This is a genomic window from Paenibacillus sp. FSL H8-0283, from assembly GCF_045040675.1.
Lineage (GTDB): Bacteria > Bacillota > Bacilli > Paenibacillales > Paenibacillaceae > Paenibacillus > Paenibacillus amylolyticus.
This window is the reverse complement of the sequence record NZ_CP150295.1, coordinates 6,836,845-6,857,002: the sequence shown is the minus strand read 5'-3', so window position 1 is coordinate 6,857,002 and position 20,158 is coordinate 6,836,845. Positions and strand designations below refer to the sequence as shown.

Here is a 20,158-nt window from a genome sequence, read left to right as displayed (position 1 = left end):
TTTGTCATTTGATGAATTCTACAATGTGTTAGCATAGTTTTGTCTAATCATGTCATAAATTGTTGCGATATAAAAGAAGTGAGGTTGAACAAGCGTCCTATAAATTCAACGGAGAGAAGGATCTATGAGGAATAAAGCACCTACCCGCCGTATTGCATGGGGATATGCCCTTTTAATTGGACTAGCCCTCATGCAGCAACTGATGATTTATCTTAAAGTGTACATGGATCAGAGCTACATTACAGGGGATTTGATTTTTAGTATCGTGTCGCTGGGTGCCTTGGTTTTTGGTCTTTTTCTGCCTGTTGGTGTATCCGTCGTGACGGGGTTTGTATATCTGGTTTCTTATTTTGTGTGGCTTGTTACTTATGCTGATGCAAATGTGCTTGTGTTCTCCTGGTGGTTGCTCATCCCTGCCAACGTTGCCGTGGCTGCGTTCATCAAGGCAAGTCTGCTGCGCAGTGCGCGTGTAGTGGAACGTCTCCAGGATATGCAGGACCGTAACCCGGAAATCGATCTGGATACCACGCTTGGTAATAAGGGAGCGCTGGCAGATACGTTAATCAAACATAGTAACCTTGCGCGTCGGTACTCCGAAAAGTATGGATTCAGCATTGCCATGTTCAAGATTGAATTTTTGCCACTGGTGATGGAATCCCTCGGTTCTGTCCGGTATGCACAGTTCCTGCTTGAAATCTCGGGTACGATTCAGAAGCAGATTCGGTATGAGGACTATAAATTTTTCGTGGATCGTGGGCGATTTGTCATCATATGTCCGATGGTGAATGTGGAATATCTTCCACTTCTTACACAGCGGATCAAAAAGGCCATCATGGATCTTCATATTATCGATAAAAAGGGAAATGAGCTGCAAACGGTGATACGCTCTGGTGCTCTGGTATTCCAAAAGGAGCAATTCAGCAAGTACGAGGACATTGACGCGGTTATTGCTGCCCTTGAACGAAACACAGAGACCGATCTCATCGGAGAATATATATAACGGGAAGGAGAGAGGCGCTGTGGACTATATGTCCTGGTTCATCCCGATCTGTATCGCCGTCAGTTCTTTATTTGCGGTAATCACGATTTGGTTAACAATTGCAACCCTTCGTTTTCGGTCAAAAGTCAATCGCAAGTACGATCGGAGGAAATTAATTGACTGATTTTATTCTGCTGTTATCGATATTCAGCATCTGGATTGCCGTATTCGAGTCGATTGTTATTATGGCAGGTGCGATTCGTTTTATTAATAAACAGGACAAAAAAGGGATTCAGATCCCTGAAAATATGGATCATTATCCAACAGTCACGGTCATGGTACCTGCGCATAACGAGGGTCTAGTCATTATTGCGACAGTAGAGCATATTCTGTGCCTGAATTATCCGGAGGATAAAGTTCAGGTCATCGTGATCGCTGATAACTGTACAGATGATACCGCAGAGAAGCTGAGATCATTCCTCAGTCAGACCAGTTATAGGCATCGCAATGTGACGGTAATGGAGCGAAAAGGAACCGGTGGCAAGTCCGGGGCATTAAATGACGGACTGGAAATTGCCACGGGCGACTGGATCTGTATCTTCGATGCAGATGCCGCACCTGAACGGAATTCATTAATGTTTTTGACGCAAAAATCGCTGGAGAACCCTGAACAATATGGCGTGGTTTTTGGCAGAAACAAAGCACGCAACAGAGGACAGAATTTCCTCTCCAAATGCATCAATCTGGAGATTATCACTTCGCAACGTGTGTATCACACGGGTATGTGGGAATTGTTCCAGCTTGGTTCCATCCCGGGAACGAATTATATTATCAAAACCGAGTTGATCCGGGAGATTGGCGGCTGGGATGTGACAGCTATTACAGAAGATACGGCGCTATCATTCGAGATTTTGAATCGCGGACAGTTTGTGGCGCTTGCGCCGCAAGCGGAAGCCTATCAGCAGGAGCCGGAACAGCTTAGTGTATACATGAAGCAGCGCGAACGCTGGGCCAAGGGGAACTACCAGGTGGTACTGGATAATATCCATAACCTGTTTAACCGTTCCAGTTGGCGTAATAAGTTGCTGGTCATCTATTATGCCGTCAGTTATTTCTGGTTTATGCTTGCGATCATTGTATCGGATATTATATTTCTCGTGAATCTGGTCTATCAGGTCATTGCCATATTTAAACCAGAGGTAAGTTCACCGTTCCAGTTTGCCGGCGATGCATATGTGTTCCTGGTCATTGGTTGGGCACTTATGTACTTTATTTACGTGTTACAGATCAATCTGGCACTTGCCGCAGATATTGGACAAAGCAATACCCGTAATTTCATCTATGCCTGCGTGTCCTACTTCACGTATGCACAGTTGTTCATCCTGATCTCGATCAAGGCTTTCTACTCCTTAATTATGGACAAGATTCGAAAACGCGAAAGCAAATGGTACAAAACAGAACGTTTTGGCTAAGCGGCGTAAATGTTATAAGTGTAAGGCAGAAAGGCTGTTTGCTGGATAACTCCAGTAAACAGTCTTTTTGTTATAGCCAGACACATCCATATTCTGTATACTCTTACAGGCTGTAAATAGGAAGCATGCTTATCCGAAATGGAGGGTCACGGAATGAAGAACAGAGGATCAGACTTTTACGATGATGAGGCGAACTTTGAGAAGTATATGGAACGTCGCAAGTGGCAGGAGAACGCCAATGATACATTGGAGAAGCCGGTGATGCTGGAGTTGATTGGAGATGTTGCCGGCAAGAACATACTGGACCTTGGTTGTGGAGATGCAAGGTTCGCCGCAGAATTGCTGAGTGGGGAGCACGAAGGTGCGACGTATATGGGGATTGAGGGTTCTGTGAATATGATTCAGGCAGCTAACAAATCGGTAAAAGGATTAAATGCCCGGATTGAGCGAGCGTTCATGGAAGACTGGACCTATCCGGCCGGATTGTACGATCTGGTTATATCAAGACTGGCTGTTCACTATATTGAAGATGTGGAGAGCCTGTTCCGCAACATATACAATACTTTGAAAGAGAACGGGACATTTGTATTCTCGGTAGAACATCCTGTGATCACGTCTACACTGCAACCCTCCGGGACTCGAACAGATTGGGTGGTTGATCAGTATTTTGTAGAAGGATATCGGGAGCAGCAGTGGCTGGGCGGTTCTGTGAAAAAGATGCATCGTTCCATTGAATCGTATTTTATGGCATTGCAGCGTGCAGGGTTCCGTGTAGAGCATTTACGCGAGTCGGCACCACAACGTGCCTATTTTGTAAACGAGGAAACCTATCTGCGCAGGCAACGCATTCCATTGTTTCTGTTTTTAAGTGCCCGGAAATAGGATATTGGTAAACGTATAGATAAATAGATGAAACCGTAAAGTTATACTCATAAATTAGAAAGTTCTACACAGAAAACGGTGGATAACACTAGATATAGGAGTAAAAAGCCCGAAATCTATCCACATGTGGATAAGATATTGGGCTTTTACTGTTAAGTTTCTTCACCTATGTTACGTTTGCTGTGTATAACCCCGCAATTATGAATCCGCCGCTGCTCTGACATAGACACGTTCTCCGTGCCGATCAACTTCCACAGGTGCCTCGAAGAAGTTACTCAGCACTTCGGTGTTCATCAGATTGTTAGTTAATCCGCTATGGACTATTTCACCCCGGCGAAGCAGGAGGCTGTGACTAAAGACAGGCAATATTTCTTCGGTATGATGGGTGACATAGATGAGTGACGGGGTATCTGGACGCTGTGATAATTCACGGATGCTATCCAGCAGTCGCTCTCTTGAGAACAGATCCAGTCCATTGCAAGGCTCGTCCAGAATGAGTACCCGCGGATTGGCCATCAGTGCTCGGGCAATGAGAAGTTTCTGTTTCTCGCCTTGAGAGCAGGTACGATATTCGCGATCCCACAGGTGCTGACAACCCAGCGTTTGCATCAATTCCTGTGCCTGATCCAGATCATCATCTGACAGCTTGTCGTACAAGCCAATGGTGGCGTGTTTACCGCTGATCACGACATACTGCGTGCGGTCTGTACCGTGCAATTTCTCTTGGAGAGATGAACTGACCCAGCCAATGGATTTGCGAAGCTGTCTCAGATCCACATCCCCATATTCATGGCCTAACACGGATATCTTGCCTTCGGTCGGCCAGAGATACCCGGTGATCATGTTCAGGAGTGTTGTTTTGCCGGAGCCATTCAGGCCAAGCAACGCCCAGTGTTCACCGTCATTAACCTGCCAGTTCACATCGTTCAATAGGGTAAGTGGTCCCCTTTTCCAAGTAACATGCTGTACATCAATAATCATGCGTTATTCCTCCCTTCTGTTATCCTCGAGTGTCCTAGATGTATTGTAGTCACAAAACGAAAGAGGTTTCAACGGTTATCACGCTGTTCTTGGTTGGTCCTTGCGCAGAAATACAGCACACACACCAAGCAGTGGCAAAAACGAACATAACTTTATAACAAACGAAATGCTGGTCACGTCAATTAAGGAACCTAACACAACTGAGCCAAGCCCAGCCATTCCAAACGACAGGCCAAAAAACAATCCGGATACCGTTCCAATATGACGAGGAAGCAATTCCTGTGCATAAACAATGATGACGCTGAAGCCGGACATCAGGATGAGTCCAATCATCCCGCATAATACCATGGACAAGACGGGGCCCGCATAAGGTAGCATCAGGGAAAACGGTGCAGTGCCTGCAATGGAGAACCAGATCATCGGTTTGCGTCCGTAGCGGTCAGCGAGTGGGCCGCCGAGCAAGGTCCCGACCATACCTGCAAATTGCAATATAAAAAGACAAATCTGTGCCTGGGAGAGAGGCAAGCCATATGCATCGGCGTAATAGAAGGCGTAATACCCGGTCATGCCTGCAATATAAACGAATTTAGAGAACAGCAGCAGGATGAGAATTCCCATTGTAAAAGCGATGAATCCCCGGCTCACAGGCCGAGCTGCTGGCCCTGCACCGCTTGATTTTAGAGGGAGTTGCTGACGAATGCGAGTCTCGGCAAGCTTGTCTCTGTACCAACGACTGACCATAGACTGAATGAAGATGCCGATCAGGGCAAAGCCCATCAGCCATAGAAAACTACGCTGCCCATGTGGCAGCAGGATGAAGGCGACCAGTAATGGAGCAATAGCCTGTCCTGTGTTGCCTCCCACCTGGAAGATCGACTGTGCCATTCCTCGTCCACGGCCGGCTGCCATATGAGCCACGCGTGAGGATTCGGGGTGGAGGATGGATGAGCCTATGCCAATCAATGCTGCCGAAACAAGCAGCATCCATAACTCGGAAGACAAAGCTAAACCGAGAACACCGATCAGGGAGAATAACATACCTCCGGGAAGCAGGATCGGCATGGGCTTGCGGTCTGACATATAACCGACCAGTGGCTGAAGGACGGATGCGGTAATATTCAGGGTGAAGGCAATCCAGCCCATCTGGGCGAAACTGAGCTGCATGGTCTGCTGGAATAACGGGAAAGCAGACGGAACCACTGTCTGCATCGCATCATTCAGCAGATGGGCGAAGCTGACTCCGGCAAGTGCCCAATTGGCGGAGGAGTTGATTTGCATTTTGCTTAAAGTGGCCTGAGCCATGGGAGATCACCTCGAATTATTTTTTTCTATGATAAAAGATGGGGGCAGATCATGTCTTTGTGAAAAGTGCTTGGAAAGTGAGCACGATTTGCTATAATGTCAGCAGGTGAGCAAACGATGGAATTAAACATGACGCTAAATGGGTTGGAATTATGGAAAGCTACCGGAGGGTTTGCGAATGAGCCGCATGTACATGACGACTGGTATCAGCTAACGCTGCCGGTCAGAGGTCAATGTCATCTGGTACAGGAACGGCATGCATACCCGCTAAAAGCAGGCATAGGGATTATTGCTCATCCCCAGACTGAGCATTATTTTGAGATAGGGTCGGATTCGGCTGTCATTGTGATCAAGTTCCGTAAACCGCCATTAGGCAGTTTCGAAGGTGCGGAGTTAAGTGGGGGGCGAGCTGAGTTTCGACCTACCCAGAATTTTGATCCTGTTGAGATCAGCAGTCTGTTTCGAGTCTGGAATTCCATTTTGTTAGATGATGTGCCCGAAATGCTGCAAGTGCAGGAAACAGAACTAGCCATCGAGACGTATCTAAGACGTGTGTTGACGGGGCAGGAAAATGGAAAAAGAACTGTAAATCCCGGTACATTCATGGATCCTCATCTCCAACGAGTGCTGGATTACATTCACAGTGCCTATACAGGCCCAATGGATATTGATTCGATGGCGATGGTTGCACATCAGAGCCGATATCATTTTATGCGTTCTTTCAAGGCTCTTACGGGAACAACACCGTATCAATATCTGCTGAATTTGCGCGTAGAAGAAGCGTCCAGGAGGCTCCGCCTTACAACGGATTCAGTAACAACAATCAGTTATGAACTGGGATTTTCCAGTGTCAGTCAGTTTTACAGAGCCTTTCAGCGAGTGTATGTTATGACACCGATGGAATATCGGAATCATGTGTAGATTTTAACGGGCAGTCTCGCATATGCGAGACTGTATTTTAGTACGTTACAGCATGCCACTCATTTTTGTTGTTGCCAAACATTGAAGAGTTTGCTAAGATGGGAAAAAGTTTATGTAAGCGTATACATTTAGATTAAAATTACAACGTTGTAATTATGGTTATGGCAAGTATTTAAAAGAAAGAAATACGGTGTAAGGAGGACTATTTCAAATTAGTTATCTCGTTATTACGCAGAATGATATAGGTTGTTACAAAATGTGAATGAGATAAATAACAAATACGTCAGTGAAATGACGGTTCCTTTTTATTCAAAAATTCAAACGTTGTAATTATGTAGCGAAGGGGAGTGTTTCACGTTGAAAAAACGCATGTCCACGCTGTTCAGCCTGATCAGACGGGATAAATATTTGCTACTGATGTTTTCGCCTATCTTTCTGTATTACCTCATCTTCATGTACCTTCCGATGCCTGGCGTGCTGTTGGCATTTCGTAATTTCTTGCCGGGTCAGGGCATGCTCAGCGGGGAGTGGGTGGGACTGCGCTGGTTCGAACAGTTCGTGAATTCCATCTACTTCTGGCGACTGCTGCGTAACACATTTTTGCTCGCCTTCCTGCCGCTCCTGTTTGGTTTCTCCATTCCGATTTTATTCGCTGTCTGCATCGTGGAGATCAAGAACCGGACATTCAAGCGATTTGCCCAGACCGTTACGTACCTTCCTCACTTCATCTCCACTGTTGTTGTAGCTGGCATGATTATTAACTTCCTGTCACCAACAGACGGTATTGTGAACACCCTCATCGCGAGTCTTGGCATGGAAAAAGTGAACTTCATGATGGATGCGAGCTGGTTCCGTACCATCTTCACAAGTTCCGACATCTGGCAAAGCTTTGGCTTCAGCTCCATCATCTACATTGCAGCCATTATGGGGATCGACCCCGAGATGTATGATTCCGGCAAAATTGATGGCGTCAACAAATTCCAGGAGCTATGGCACCTGACCCTACCCAGTATCAAACCAACCATCGTCATTCTTCTGCTTCTGTCGCTTGGCGGCATTATGAGTGTAGGTTTCGAGAAAGTATATCTGCTCTACAACGGAGCCACCTACGAAACGGCAGATGTCCTGTCCACCTATGTATACCGGATGGGGATTGAGGGCCAGAATTACGGCTTCGCCACAGCGGTCGGCTTGTTTAACTCTATTATCACATTTGTGCTTGTCTTTGCTGCCAATTCCATGACCCGCCGCCTGACCAAGATGTCACTCTGGTAAGACTATACCCCGGACCAAAGGAGACCTGTATGCAAAAATCGAGAAGTGACCGTTTGTTCTACGGATGTGTCTACCTGCTGACCATACTGGCGGTTGTTGTCACGTTGTATCCCTTTCTGTACGTCATTAGTATTTCATTCAGCTCGGTGGATGCCATCGACAAACAAAAAGTTGTATTGTGGCCCGTTGGATTTACCCTGTCAGGTTACCAAATGGTACTGCAATACAAGGAGTTATGGGTTTCGTTCTACAACACCCTCTGGTACACCGTGGTAGGCACACTGCTGAACATTGTGGCAACATGTCTTGCGGCGTTTCCATTATCCAGACAGCAGTTTTTCTTACGTCGCAAGCTGAATTTCTTCATCGCCTTCACCATGTATTTCTCGGGTGGACTCATTCCGGTCTACATGCTGATTACCTCGCTTGGGCTGTACAACACCCGCTGGGTTATGGTGCTGCCTGTGCTGGTGATTACGTTTAACGTCATGATCTGCCGCTCAGCTTTCGAAGGCATTCCGAATGAAATTTTCGAAAGTGCCAGTATAGACGGGGCTAACGAGATGACGATGCTGTATCGTCTGGCGGTTCCGATCATCAAGCCAACACTGGCTGTGCTCACGCTGTACTACGCGGTATTCCACTGGAACAACTTTTTCACGGCCCTATTATATCTGGGCAAACAGGATATGCAGCCCTTACAGATGTTCCTGCGAAGAGTGCTGATCATGGCTTCGCCGGAAGTGATGCAGAAGATGGGCGGTACGATGACATCCGGTGCGCTGGCGGTCTCCTCCCTTCAGGTTCGTTATGTATCCATTGTGGTCAGCATTCTGCCTATTGTTACGATCTACCCGTTTATCCAACGGTACTTCGTTAAGGGGATCACCCTCGGAGCCGTGAAAGGATAGCTTTACTTACTTAAGTGTCATGTCATTCAAAGGAGTTCAAAATGGTTCATACCAAGGAGGAATGATGGATGAGATTTAAAGGGGCAGGAAGAAAAAGTGTAATCGCAGCGATACTGGCAATCAGCCTGGCGGGATGTAGCGGCGGAACAGGGGCGGGAACCGATGCGGGGAGCACCCCGTCCAGTTCGGAGCCAGCCTTCAATTATACCGGAGCAGGGCCGGTGACGGATCAACCGGATGCCAAACTGTCTATTCTCGGCACCAACGCTTGGACGACCAATGTGGACTTGTCCACCGCAGCCATCGTGAAGAAAATTGAGAGCAACGCTGGTGTGACGGTGGATTGGGATCTGATTCCGCCGCAGAACTATGCGGATGCCGTCAATCCGAGGCTGGCTGCTGGTACCGGCTTGCCCGATATCGTGTACCTGCCGGATCAGGATCAGCTGATGAAGTACATTAACAGCGGTCTATTCATTCCGATTAATGAACTGGTAGAGAAATACGGCGTGAATCTCAAAAAAATATATGAAAAGTCACCTTCGGTCAAAGCCAGTTTAACAACGCCAGATGGTAAAATGTATTATATCCCACAGCAGACGTTAACCCGCAACTACATGCCGGTATTTATGGTCAATGTGCGCTGGCTTGATAAACTGGGATTAAGCGAGCCGACCACGCTGGATGAATTCACGGCGATGCTGCGCAAATTCAAGACAGATGACCCGAACGGCAACGGAAAAGCCGATGAGATTCCGCTGTCCATGGAAGCAAAATTTGTGTCAATGGCCTTTGGCCCGGCATTTGGACTTGATCTGTCCAACCAGTTCTATGCAGACGATCAGGGCAAAGTACATTTCAGCTATTATGAGCCTGCCTACAAGGAGTACTTGACCTATCTGAACGGACTGTACAAGGAAGGTCTGCTTGGGGTGGATTATGCGAGTACTACGAGTGATCAGGTCACGTCGCGCATCTCTCAGGATGTGACGGGAGCAACGTTTAATTTTAGCTGGTATATGTCGATGGTCTACAGTCCGTTATTCAAGGATTACAATCCGGAAGAGCCAATCATCAAAGGCATTTTACCACTGAAAGGACCGCATGGGGATCAGTTCTATGTAGGACGTACACCAGTGAGTGGCATCTTTGGCATTACACGTGATAGTAAAAATCCGGAACTTGCTTTCCGTTTCCTGGACTATGCCGTAAGTGAGGAAGCACAGACGTATTATACGTGGGGCATCAAGGATGACACGTATACGGAAGAGAATGGCGTGAAGACATTTACGGACAAAGGCAAGGACAATGAATACATCCAGAAGCTTGGCATTGGTCCGGTGAATCTGCCGAACATCCAATCCACCGATTCTGCTGATTCCGTCGTAGCCCCTTGGCATGCGAAGATGGATAAGGAACTGGAGCCGTATGTGCGCGAACCGTTCCCGTTTGTCTATGCCCTGCCGGATGAAGCGAGTGTGGAAAGCATGGCGATGCCTGACATCACCACATATGTGGAAGAGATGAACTTTAAGTTTATTAGCGGGGATGCCAGTCTGGACCAGTTTGACAGTTATATTGAGACGTTGAAGAAGATGAATATAGAGCAGGTTATTGCGGGCAGACAGGCACAATATGATCGTTATAAATCTGCACAGAAATAGGAAATTAGGGTTTTAGGCGTATGAGAGGTGTTGATTGATTTTGATAACCATTAAAGACATTGCCAAACTGGCGGGGGTGAGCTATAGCACGGTATCGAAGGCGCTGAATGATGATCCCCGAATCAAACCGGCAACAAAGCAGAAGGTGCTTGCGGTCGCAGAGAAACATCAATATCGGAAAAACATGCTGGCCCGGCAGCTCTCCACCGGCAGAAGCAACATCATCGGTTTTGTGCTGGATGAGCTGAGCAATCCGTTATTCTCCAACATCTCCGGCCGTCTGCACACCGAGCTGAAGAAGCGGGGATATCAGATGATCCTGGTTGTGGCGGATGATGGCGTGGATGTCTTCAGCCAGCTGCGCGTGGACGGATGTATTCTGTGGGACTATGCACTGGACAATCGGGAGATGTTCTGGAAAAAGTTCGCAACACTCAACATGCCATGTTTTGTGCTGGGTACTGATGAAGCGCCGAACTCTCCTTACATCAAGATTGATCGCAAAGAAGGGTTGTTCAAAGCAGTGGAGCATCTGAAATCGCTGGGCCACAGCCGAATCGGATTCATCGGCAACTCCCAGAATATTAAACTGGAGGGATACCGGGAAGCGTTGCAGCGTACGGGTCTGGATTTTAACGAAGACCATGTGCTGCCAGCGCATTCCTCCTGGGAAGACGGGTATTTTGCCATACGTAATCATGCGTTTGGGGCGGATTCGCCAACAGCTTTTATTGGACTGAACAACCTGGTCACCCGAGGTGCGCTCCGGGCTTTGCTTGAGGCAGGTTACAGCGTTCCAAGCGATATCTCGTTAATCGGGTATGATGATCTGCCGGATATGCAATATGCCGAAGTGGCCTTGACTACAATTGGCCCGCCTCTGGATGAACTGGCCGTGCAGGCAGCAGAGTTGATTGTCTCGTTGATCCGTGATGAACAGGTCGATGTTCCGGTAGTTATTCAGCCCAAGCTGAACCTTCGCAATTCAACGGCAATGTGCCGGCAATAAAGACAGCAACCTATGAAGAGTGAAGCGGTTATCCTTTAATCATACATGTATTAGGTGAGTACAACATTCAAGGAGGAATTGCTTATGCAGGTACAGACACAGTTATCCTGGTCTGAGCGAATTGCAGCAACGATCATCCAGCAATGTGACGGGGACGGTTATCATGCGTTCCCGTCGGGACGATGGGCATACGTGGAAGGCATGACCTTGATGGCGATGGCACGAACCGGGCAGTATTATGGCAAGCAAGAGTTTGTTGATTTTATGAAAAAACATATGGACCTGTATATCCAGCCGGACGGCTCTATTGGCACCTATACTTTGGAAGAATATAATCTGGATCAGATTAATCAGGGGAAAAACCTGTTTGCTTTACTGGATGGTGCTGAAGATCAGCGTTACGCAGAAGCGGCGCATCTTTTGGCAGCACAGCTCGTAGGGCAACCCCGCACGTCGGAGGGCGGTTTCTGGCACAAAAAAATCTATCCATTCCAGATGTGGCTGGACGGCCTGTATATGTCCTCTCCCTTTTTGTCCGAGTATGCGAAGACATTTCATCGTCCCGAGTTATGGGATGAAGTTGCACATCAGATTCTGCTGATCGAGCGCCAGACCCGTGATCCGCGGACCGGGCTGCTCTATCATGGCTGGGATGAATCGAAGGAGCAGGTCTGGGCAGATTCATCGACAGGGTGCTCACCACACTTCTGGAGCCGGGCGATGGGCTGGTATGCCATGGCGATTGTAGACAGCGTGGAGCATTTCCCCGTGAATCATCCAAAGCGCGGAACCATCATCGGCATCTTCGAACGGATGTGTCATGCTCTGGTACGCGTGCAGGAGCAGGAGAGCGGGTTATGGTTCCAGGTGCTGGATCAGGGCTTCCGCAAAGGCAACTATCTGGAAGCATCCGGGTCAAGCATGTTTGTATATGCACTTGCGAAGGGTGTGCGACTAAGGTATCTGGAGCCGCATTTCAGAGCTGCGGCGGAGAAGGGATGGCAGGGGCTCTCCTCCCGATTGGTGGAGGAGACGGCTGACGGCGTTCGGTTAAACGGGATCTGTCATGGCGCAGGACTAAGCCTGGATCGGGATGGCTCGTACAACTACTATGTAACCGAAGCGGTTGTAAGCGATTCCTTTATGGGTGTGGCTCCGCTTCTGCTGGCAGCACTGGAAATGGAGCGACTGCCATGATGCAGCAGAGATTGCCAAATACAGCATTGGAACCATCAGCTCCCTGTCTGACTGTTGCTTCAGATGGGACAGGGGATTATGTGACGATTCAGGCCGCAGTTGATGCGCTGCCGGAGAATGGCATCGGAACCGTTCCAATTCGAGTGAAGGCTGGTGTCTATCATGAGAAGCTGCATATGGAGAAGCCGGGCATCCACTTGATTGGTGAGGGGGCGGAGCAGACGATCATTACGTATGATGATCATGCACTCAAGAAGTTCCCGGACGGGTCGCCATATCATACGTTTCATTCCTATACGGCTTTCATTGGTGCTGATGATTTCACGGCAGAGGGAATTACCTTCGTAAATGCTGCCGGGCCGGGCAAGCAGGTTGGTCAGGCGCTGGCCGTTTATGTGGATGGAGACCGGGCTGCCTTTCGCCGCTGTCGTTTGATCGGTCACCAGGATACGATCTTCACCGGCCCGCTGCCGGAGCAGCCCATGGATCGCAGTTATTTTGGCGGGCCACGCGATGGTGCCGAGCGGCGCAAACTGCGGCAGTATTTCGAGGACTGTTACATCGAAGGTGATATCGATTTTATTTTCGGTTCGGCTACGGTGGTGTTTAAGGGCTGCGAGATCTTTACGAAGAATCACCTGACTGAAGCGGAGGCTGCGGATGGACAAGTGAACGGTTGGATTACCGCAGCCTCTACGCCGGAGGATGTGCGTTACGGCTATGTGTTTCTGGACTGTGATCTGACCAGCAATGCTCCGCCGCAGTCGGTGTATCTGGGCAGACCGTGGCGTCATCATGCCAAAGTCTGTTTTCTGAACTGCTGGATCGGTGCTCATGTGAAGCGGGAGGGATGGCACAACTGGAACAAGACAGATGCAGAGCAGACCGTTCAGTATGCGGAATACAACAGCGCAGGGCCTGGTGCCGGATGTGCTGCTGATCGTGTGCCTTGGGCCAAAATACTGACCGAACAGGAAGCGGCCGAGTACACTATACCTCTGATTCTGTCCGGCGTGGATGAGTGGCAGCCTTTGGAAGGGAGAGGGGAGCAGCGGCAGTAAGATACGCCCTCTTCTCTGCGCAATATCTAACACAGGTTTTCTTTCAAGTCTCCTAAGGAGTTGAAAGAAAACCTTTTTTGTGCGCTATATTACATTTTTCGCCCCCAATAGAACTATTTTATCCCTTATCTCTTTTGCAGTTTACTGATTAAATACAGGGTGAGGATCTGTAAATTCCCTGTAAAATTTGGATGGTGCCTGCAAAAAAAAGAACACGAGAGGGAAGGTCCATTTTGGTAAGGGAAGGGAGTGAAGTGACACGCAAAATCAGATGGCTGAATGAGGCTGGCTCTAATCGATCACAGATCAGATGCAGGTGGACTATTAAAGCTTTTGTTTGCAAGGTGAACGTATCCTTAGTACAGGAGGGATTTTGCTTGAATCAAGCTGTTCGATTCCGCCCGGTCATTACATTTGCTTTGACATTTCTTCTACTTATTTCGTGGTTTGCACCGAGAGCCGATGCCGCCGCCCAATGGCAGGCAGGCACCGCATACAAGAAAGGAGACCTCGTAACATATCAAAATAAAGATTATGAGTGTATTCAGGCCCACACGGCGTTGACCGGATGGGAGCCCTCTGTTGTGCCCGCGTTGTGGAAATACGTCGGGGAAGGTTCGGGAGGGGAAACGCCGACGCCAGATACGGCACCACCTTCTGTTCCTGCGGGTCTGACTTCATCCTCCATCACGAACACCTCCGTGAGTCTTTCCTGGAATGCATCCACGGATAATGTGGGCGTGGCGGGGTATGAGGTGTACCGGAACGGCGTTCTTGTGACAAGTACTTCAACTACAACAGCTGTAGTCACTGGACTGACAGCTAGCACGACTTATGCTTTTACGGTAAAAGCCAAAGATGCCGCAGGCAATATATCCGCTGCGAGCACCTCCCTCAGTGTGACAACTTCCAATGGATCTTCCAATCCTGGGCCAACCGGCGGCAAATGGCTGATCGGCTACTGGCATAACTTCGACAATGGTTCAACCAATATCAGACTTCGTAACGTATCAACAGCCTATGACGTCATTAATGTCTCCTTTGCCGAACCGATTTCACATGGCAGCGGAACGCTTGCTTTTACTCCATACAATGCAACGGTAGCCGAATTCAAATCCGATATTGCCTACCTTCAAAGCCAAGGGAAAAAAGTACTGCTTTCCATGGGTGGAGCCAACGGTACCATTGAGCTCACCGATGCGACCAAGAGACAGCAGTTCGAAGATTCGTTAAAATCAATCATTTCCACGTATGGTTTCAATGGTCTAGATATCGATCTGGAAGGAAGTTCCCTGTCTCTGAATGCAGGGGATACCGATTTCCGTAGTCCAACTACACCGAAAATTGTTAACCTCATCCAAGGCGTGAAAGCGGTTAAGTCACACTTCGGCGCCAATTTCATCCTGACGGCTGCGCCGGAGACGGCCTATGTACAGGGTGGATATCTGAGCTACGGCGGTCCTTGGGGAGCATACTTGCCAGTCATCCATGCCTTGCGTAATGACCTGACCCTGCTTCATGTACAGCACTATAACACGGGCTCCATGGTAGGGCTGGATGGACGCTCTTACGCCCAAGGAACAGCTGATTTCCATGTGGCCATGGCGGAGATGCTGCTTCAAGGCTTTCATGTAGGCGGTACCACAGGCCCATTCTTTAGTCCGTTGCGACCGGACCAGATTGCCATCGGTGTGCCGGCTTCCCAACAGGCTGCCGGAGGTGGTTATACAACGCCAGCCGAGCTGCAAAAGGCACTGAATTACCTAATCAAAGGTGTGTCATACGGCGGTTCCTATACCTTGCTCCAGCCTGCGGGCTATGCGGGGATAAAAGGGATTATGACCTGGTCAATCAACTGGGATGCATATACGAATAACCAGTTTTCGAGCGCAAATCGTCCGTTCCTGAACGGGCTGAGTACGCAAACGACAAAGGAGGTTGTGTATTAAGATGATACATTTAAATAAACACACTGCTTTCAAGAAAACCGCAAAGTTTCTCCTGGGTCTATCCCTGCTCTTATCCGTCATTATTCCTTCTTTTGTGCTCCAACCCGCTACGGGAGCAGCTGCAGATTCTTATAAAATTGTTGGTTACTACCCGTCCTGGGCTGCGTATGGGAGAAACTATAATGTAACGGACATCGACCCAACCAAAGTCACGCATATCAACTATGCGTTTGCCGATATTTGCTGGAACGGTATTCATGGAAATCCGGACCCTTCGGGCCCTAACCCGGTGACCTGGACGTGTCAGAATGAGAAGAGCCAGACAATCAATGTACCGAATGGAACGATTGTGCTTGGCGATCCATGGATCGATACCGGAAAGACATTTGCAGGGGATACGTGGGATCAGCCCATTGCAGGCAATATCAATCAGCTTAACAAGCTGAAACAGATCAATCCTAATCTTAAGACAATCATCTCCGTGGGAGGATGGACATGGTCCAACCGCTTCTCTGATGTAGCTGCGACTGCTGCAACGCGAGAGGTATTTGCAAACTCTGCCGTCGACTTCCTGCGGAAATACAATTTTGACGGGGTAGATCTGGACTGGGAGTACCCGGTATCAGGCGGACTTGATGGTAACAGCAAACGTCCTGAGGATAAGCAAAATTACACGCTGCTTCTGAGCAAAATCCGTGAGAAGCTGGATGCTGCCGGAGCTGTGGACGGCAAGAAGTATCTGCTTACGATTGCAAGCGGTGCATCGACGACCTATGCTGCGAATACTGAGCTTGCCAATATAGCTGCCATCGTCGACTGGATTAATATTATGACATACGATTTTAACGGGGCCTGGCAAAAAGTCAGCGCGCATAACGCGCCGTTGAACTATGACCCTGCGGCTTCGGCTGCTGGGGTGCCGGATGCCAATACATTTAATGTGGCTGCTGGAGCACAAGGGCATTTGAATGCAGGCGTACCAGCCGCTAAACTTGTGCTTGGTGTTCCGTTCTATGGCCGCGGCTGGGATGGATGCGCACAGACGGGAAATGGCCAGTATCAGACCTGTGCGGGAGGTTCTTCCGTTGGAACATGGGAAGCAGGCTCCTTTGATTTTTATGATCTGGAGACCAACTACATTAACAAAAACGGGTACACGCGTTACTGGAATGACACGGCCAAGGTGCCATATCTCTATAATGCGACCAATAAGCGATTTATTAGTTATGACGATGCGGAGTCTATTGGATATAAAACGGCTTATATCAAAAGCAAAGGACTCGGCGGAGCGATGTTCTGGGAACTTAGCGGTGACCGGAACAAAACACTTCAAAATAAACTGAAAGCCGATCTGCCTACCGGAGGTACAGTGCCTCCAGCAGATACGACGGCGCCAAGCGTACCCGGTAATGCCCGTTCGACAGGCGTGACGGCCAACTCGGTTACGCTAGCTTGGAATGCTTCAACAGATAATGTGGGTGTTACCGGTTATAACGTCTACAATGGTGCCAATCTTGTGACCTCCGTCAACGGGACGACCGCAACAATCAGCGGACTGTCAGCGGGTACATCCTATAGCTTTACGGTAAAAGCAAAGGATGCGGCAGGTAATCTGTCTGCAGCCAGTAATGCTGTAACTGTAAGCACGACAGCTCAGCCGGGTGGAGATACGCAGGCGCCAACTGCGCCAACGAACCTCGCATCAACCGCGCAAACAACATCCAGTATAACGCTGAGCTGGGCGGCATCCACGGATAACGTGGGTGTAACGGGTTATGATGTGTACAATGGAGCGGCTCTGGCGACATCCGTGACCGGAACGACAGCAACGATCAGCGGGCTTGCAGCGGATACCTCGTATACATTTACGGTAAAAGCAAAGGATGCGGCGGGGAATGGTTCTGCTGCGAGCAATGCGGTGACTGTGAAAACAACAGCAGGAACGACAAATCCGGGCGTTTCCGCCTGGCAGGCGAATACAGCCTATACTGTAGGACAGCTGGTCACCTATAGCGGTAAGACGTATAAATGTTTGCAATCCCACACATCCTTGTCTGGGTGGGAACCATCCAATGTCCCTGCATTGTGGCAGGTTCAATAGTTAAAAAATGGATTACAACATTTTGAATTGAAACGTGCAGTGTTAGCGAGGCTTGGTTATAGGGAAGAGAACATAACGAAAAAACACCGGATACTGGTCCGGTGTTTTTTCGTTATGTTATGTCAAACCAATCAGGCTCCAAAAAGGTTATTCATTAGAAATCGAAGTTGTCCGGATCAGGTCCAACGCGTATATCTTCGTTCAGAGCACTGATCAGATCCATCTCTTCATTTGAAAGTTCAAAGTCGAAGATGGAGGAGTTCTCGATAATCCGGTTTTCCTTGGTGGACTTCGGAATGGTAATGACTCCATTTTGCAGATCCCAACGCAGGATGACTTGTGCAACCGATTTGCCTTTGGCTGAAGCAATAGCCGTGAGTACTGGATTGTCCAACAGCTGACCTTGCATCAGAGGCGACCAAGCTTCAAGCTGGATACCATGTTTTTCACAGAAAGCCTTAAGCTCAACCTGAGTCAGGCGAGGGTGGTATTCCACCTGATTGATCATTGGTTTCACTTTGACATCCTGCATCAAGTCTTCGAGATGATGAATCTGGAAGTTGCTTACGCCAATCGCCTTAATACGGCCGGCTGCGTACAGTTCCTCGATTGCTTTCCAGGCTGCTTTGTATTTGCCTGCCTTAGGCCAGTGAATCAGATACAGGTCAAGGTATTCCAGTCCCAGTTTGTTCAATGTGGTATCAAAAGCGGCAAGTGTCTCTTCATATCCAAGGTCTGCATTCCATACTTTAGATGTAACAAACAGTTCTTCGCGTTTGAGGTTGTTTTCTTGCAAAGCTTCTGCAATCGCTTGGCCAACACCAGCTTCATTGCCGTATATTGCAGCAGTATCAATGCTGCGGTATCCATGTTTAATCGCATTTTTCACGGCTTCAATCAGTTCAGATCCTTCTTCTACCTTAAATACCCCAAGTCCGAACCAAGGCATAGAAACACCGTTATGCAGAGTTACTGTGGATTGTAAATGTTGTGCGGTTTGAGTTGTTGTCATGAGATTTCCTCCTTAAAGTGTGTAAAAATCAGTCATATTAAGCTGAATTTTTGTTGTTTTATCATACAAAATTAAATCATAGTAGATCAAATTGGGTTCAACGTATTATAGTATAATAAAATACCATGTGAAACCGGTTCCCCTCGAAGGCTGGAACTGATATATATAAGAGTGAGACCCATGGTCGGAATGGAAATTAGAACGAAGCTTTCTCCATTTCGACTGATGCATGTTGATCTTTGCTTTCCAGCATTTTAGCCCATGCGGTCAGGATTACAGCTACGAGAACCATCAAGGCTCCGACCCATGTCGTGTGAATCAAACCGATGGAATCATTGATCACTCCACCCAAATAGGCACCTATAGCGATCCCTGCATTAAATGCGGCGATGTTAAAGGCTGAGGCTACATCCTTGGCCTGTGGTGCATATCGTTCAGCCAAGGTTACAACGTACATCTGAAGACCAGGCACATTCATGAAGGCGAGCAGGCCCATACCCATAATGGTGAGCAGTGCTGCCAACTTAAACGGGACGGTGAAGTACATCACGCCGAGAATGATGGTCTGAATGATGAACATGTAGAAGAGCGCCTTGAGCGGGTTGCGATTGGCTGCTCTGCCGCCGATGATGTTGCCAACAGCAATGGCGATTCCGTACAACAACAGAATGAACGCTACTGTTTTCTCGGAATATCCGCTAATATCATGCAACAACGGGGACAGATACGTAAAGACAACAAACGTTCCTCCGTACCCAACAGCAGTGATGGCAAAAGCAAGCAGCAAGCGTCCTCCTGTAACGAGCTTCAGCTGCTCCCGAAATGCCGTTCGTGTTCCTCGCTTCAACGTGGATGGCACGAGTATCAGGTTCCCGATCATCGCAACGATGCCAACCCCAACAATCAGGATAAAGGCAGCACGCCAGCCCCAATGTTGGCCGATGAGTGTACCGAGAGGTACACCGGTTACTGTGGCAATGGTAAGACCGGAGAACATGATGGCAATAGCACTCGCCCTACGGTTGGCAGGCACCAGATCGGCTGCAATCGTGGAGCCAATGGACATGAACACCCCGTGTGCCAGAGCGGATACTACTCGTGCAATGAGTAACATGATGATGCCCGTCGATAGTGCAGCCATCGTGTTACCCGCAATGAAGACAATCATGATGGCAAGCAGTAGCGTTTTGCGTGATATGGTAGACGTCAGTGAGGTCAGAACAGGAGCCCCAAAGGTAACGCCTAATGCATATAAAGTAACGGTCAGTCCCGCTGTAGTTACGGAAATGCCCAGGTCATCTGCAATGAGGGGCAGTAGCCCAACGCTGATAAACTCTGTGGTACCAATCGCGAATGCACTAATGGCCAGCGCAAGCAATGCCCATGTGCTGCGTTTTGAATCTTGTAACATTTCTTGCTCCACTCCCCAGAATGTAGATTTA

General features: G+C 48.5%; 16 protein-coding genes. 12 read left to right on the top strand and 4 right to left on the bottom strand.

Features of this window, described 5'->3' with window-relative positions:
- The first annotated feature begins 124 nt into the window (after positions 1 to 124).
- From MHI52_RS30100 to MHI52_RS30090, 3 genes are all read left to right on the top strand, one after another.
- Complete coding sequence (locus tag MHI52_RS30100) at positions 125 to 1,000, top strand: diguanylate cyclase domain-containing protein (RefSeq protein WP_405158169.1); 876 nt, start codon at positions 125 to 127, stop codon at positions 998 to 1,000.
- A gap of 155 nt (positions 1,001 to 1,155) precedes the next feature.
- A complete protein-coding gene (locus MHI52_RS30095; RefSeq protein WP_405158168.1) occupies positions 1,156 to 2,451 on the top strand; it encodes a glycosyltransferase in 1,296 nt (431 codons plus the stop codon).
- A 153-nt stretch (positions 2,452 to 2,604) separates the two neighbouring features.
- Positions 2,605 to 3,333, top strand: a complete 729-nt coding sequence (locus MHI52_RS30090; protein WP_405158167.1) for a class I SAM-dependent DNA methyltransferase — start codon at positions 2,605 to 2,607, stop codon at positions 3,331 to 3,333.
- A gap of 198 nt (positions 3,334 to 3,531) precedes the next feature.
- On the opposite strand, the gene MHI52_RS30085 is transcribed toward MHI52_RS30090, so the two are convergent.
- On the bottom strand, positions 3,532 to 4,314 hold the full coding sequence (locus MHI52_RS30085) for an ABC transporter ATP-binding protein (protein WP_307415615.1): 783 nt from the start codon (positions 4,312 to 4,314) through the stop codon (positions 3,532 to 3,534).
- Positions 4,315 to 4,392: 78 nt separating this feature from the next.
- Positions 4,393 to 5,616, bottom strand: coding sequence for an MFS transporter (locus MHI52_RS30080; protein ID WP_405158166.1), 1,224 nt, complete (start codon positions 5,614 to 5,616; stop codon positions 4,393 to 4,395).
- 117 nt (positions 5,617 to 5,733) lie between these two features.
- On the opposite strand from MHI52_RS30080, the gene MHI52_RS30075 reads away from it, so the two are divergent.
- From MHI52_RS30075 to MHI52_RS30035, 9 genes are all read left to right on the top strand, one after another.
- A complete protein-coding gene (locus MHI52_RS30075) occupies positions 5,734 to 6,537 on the top strand; it encodes a helix-turn-helix domain-containing protein (RefSeq protein ID WP_036612226.1) in 804 nt (267 codons plus the stop codon).
- A 357-nt stretch (positions 6,538 to 6,894) separates the two neighbouring features.
- Entirely contained in the window at positions 6,895 to 7,812 is a 918-nt protein-coding gene (locus tag MHI52_RS30070) for a sugar ABC transporter permease (protein WP_036612224.1), read from the top strand.
- Positions 7,813 to 7,841: 29 nt separating this feature from the next.
- Positions 7,842 to 8,723, top strand: a complete 882-nt coding sequence (locus MHI52_RS30065) for a carbohydrate ABC transporter permease (RefSeq protein ID WP_036612222.1) — start codon at positions 7,842 to 7,844, stop codon at positions 8,721 to 8,723.
- Positions 8,724 to 8,791: 68 nt separating this feature from the next.
- Complete coding sequence (locus MHI52_RS30060; protein WP_036612220.1) at positions 8,792 to 10,387, top strand: extracellular solute-binding protein; 1,596 nt, start codon at positions 8,792 to 8,794, stop codon at positions 10,385 to 10,387.
- 40 nt (positions 10,388 to 10,427) lie between these two features.
- The gene (locus MHI52_RS30055; RefSeq protein WP_405158165.1) at positions 10,428 to 11,396 is read left to right on the top strand and encodes a LacI family DNA-binding transcriptional regulator; all 969 of its coding nucleotides are present in this window, start codon (positions 10,428 to 10,430) and stop codon (positions 11,394 to 11,396) included.
- Positions 11,397 to 11,480: 84 nt separating this feature from the next.
- On the top strand, positions 11,481 to 12,593 hold the full coding sequence (locus MHI52_RS30050; protein WP_339196075.1) for a glycoside hydrolase family 88 protein: 1,113 nt from the start codon (positions 11,481 to 11,483) through the stop codon (positions 12,591 to 12,593).
- Positions 12,590 to 13,654: a pectinesterase family protein gene (locus tag MHI52_RS30045; RefSeq protein WP_155985090.1), complete on the top strand. Its 1,065-nt coding sequence runs from the start codon at positions 12,590 to 12,592 to the stop codon at positions 13,652 to 13,654. The genes MHI52_RS30050 and MHI52_RS30045 overlap by 4 nt, the downstream gene beginning before the upstream one ends.
- A 377-nt stretch (positions 13,655 to 14,031) precedes the next feature.
- The gene (locus MHI52_RS30040; RefSeq protein ID WP_036612215.1) at positions 14,032 to 15,603 is read left to right on the top strand and encodes a chitinase; all 1,572 of its coding nucleotides are present in this window, start codon (positions 14,032 to 14,034) and stop codon (positions 15,601 to 15,603) included.
- A gap of 1 nt (position 15,604) precedes the next feature.
- Entirely contained in the window at positions 15,605 to 17,704 is a 2,100-nt protein-coding gene (locus tag MHI52_RS30035; RefSeq protein WP_036612212.1) for a glycosyl hydrolase family 18 protein, read from the top strand.
- Positions 17,705 to 17,858: 154 nt separating this feature from the next.
- On the opposite strand, the gene MHI52_RS30030 is transcribed toward MHI52_RS30035, so the two are convergent.
- Complete coding sequence (locus tag MHI52_RS30030) at positions 17,859 to 18,716, bottom strand: aldo/keto reductase (protein WP_405158164.1); 858 nt, start codon at positions 18,714 to 18,716, stop codon at positions 17,859 to 17,861.
- 196 nt (positions 18,717 to 18,912) lie between these two features.
- Positions 18,913 to 20,127 (bottom strand): MFS transporter, encoded by a 1,215-nt coding sequence (locus tag MHI52_RS30025; RefSeq protein ID WP_405158163.1) that lies wholly within the window; start codon positions 20,125 to 20,127, stop codon positions 18,913 to 18,915.
- Positions 20,128 to 20,158: the final 31 nt, after the last annotated feature.

Excerpts from the sequence above, each read along its gene's own strand:
- MHI52_RS30100 (WP_405158169.1), top strand. The coding sequence starts at position 125 with ATGAGGAATAAAGCACCTACCCGCCGTATTGCATGGGGATATGCCCTT.
- MHI52_RS30090 (WP_405158167.1), top strand. The coding sequence starts at position 2,605 with ATGAAGAACAGAGGATCAGACTTTTACGATGATGAGGCGAACTTTGAG.
- MHI52_RS30085 (WP_307415615.1), bottom strand. The coding sequence starts at position 4,314 with ATGATTATTGATGTACAGCATGTTACTTGGAAAAGGGGACCACTTACC.
- MHI52_RS30080 (WP_405158166.1), bottom strand. The coding sequence starts at position 5,616 with ATGGCTCAGGCCACTTTAAGCAAAATGCAAATCAACTCCTCCGCCAAT.
- MHI52_RS30075 (WP_036612226.1), top strand. The coding sequence starts at position 5,734 with ATGGAATTAAACATGACGCTAAATGGGTTGGAATTATGGAAAGCTACC.
- MHI52_RS30065 (WP_036612222.1), top strand. The coding sequence starts at position 7,842 with ATGCAAAAATCGAGAAGTGACCGTTTGTTCTACGGATGTGTCTACCTG.
- MHI52_RS30060 (WP_036612220.1), top strand. The coding sequence starts at position 8,792 with ATGAGATTTAAAGGGGCAGGAAGAAAAAGTGTAATCGCAGCGATACTG.
- MHI52_RS30050 (WP_339196075.1), top strand. The coding sequence starts at position 11,481 with ATGCAGGTACAGACACAGTTATCCTGGTCTGAGCGAATTGCAGCAACG.
- MHI52_RS30045 (WP_155985090.1), top strand. The coding sequence starts at position 12,590 with ATGATGCAGCAGAGATTGCCAAATACAGCATTGGAACCATCAGCTCCC.
- MHI52_RS30035 (WP_036612212.1), top strand. The coding sequence starts at position 15,605 with ATGATACATTTAAATAAACACACTGCTTTCAAGAAAACCGCAAAGTTT.
- MHI52_RS30030 (WP_405158164.1), bottom strand. The coding sequence starts at position 18,716 with ATGACAACAACTCAAACCGCACAACATTTACAATCCACAGTAACTCTG.
- MHI52_RS30025 (WP_405158163.1), bottom strand. The coding sequence starts at position 20,127 with ATGTTACAAGATTCAAAACGCAGCACATGGGCATTGCTTGCGCTGGCC.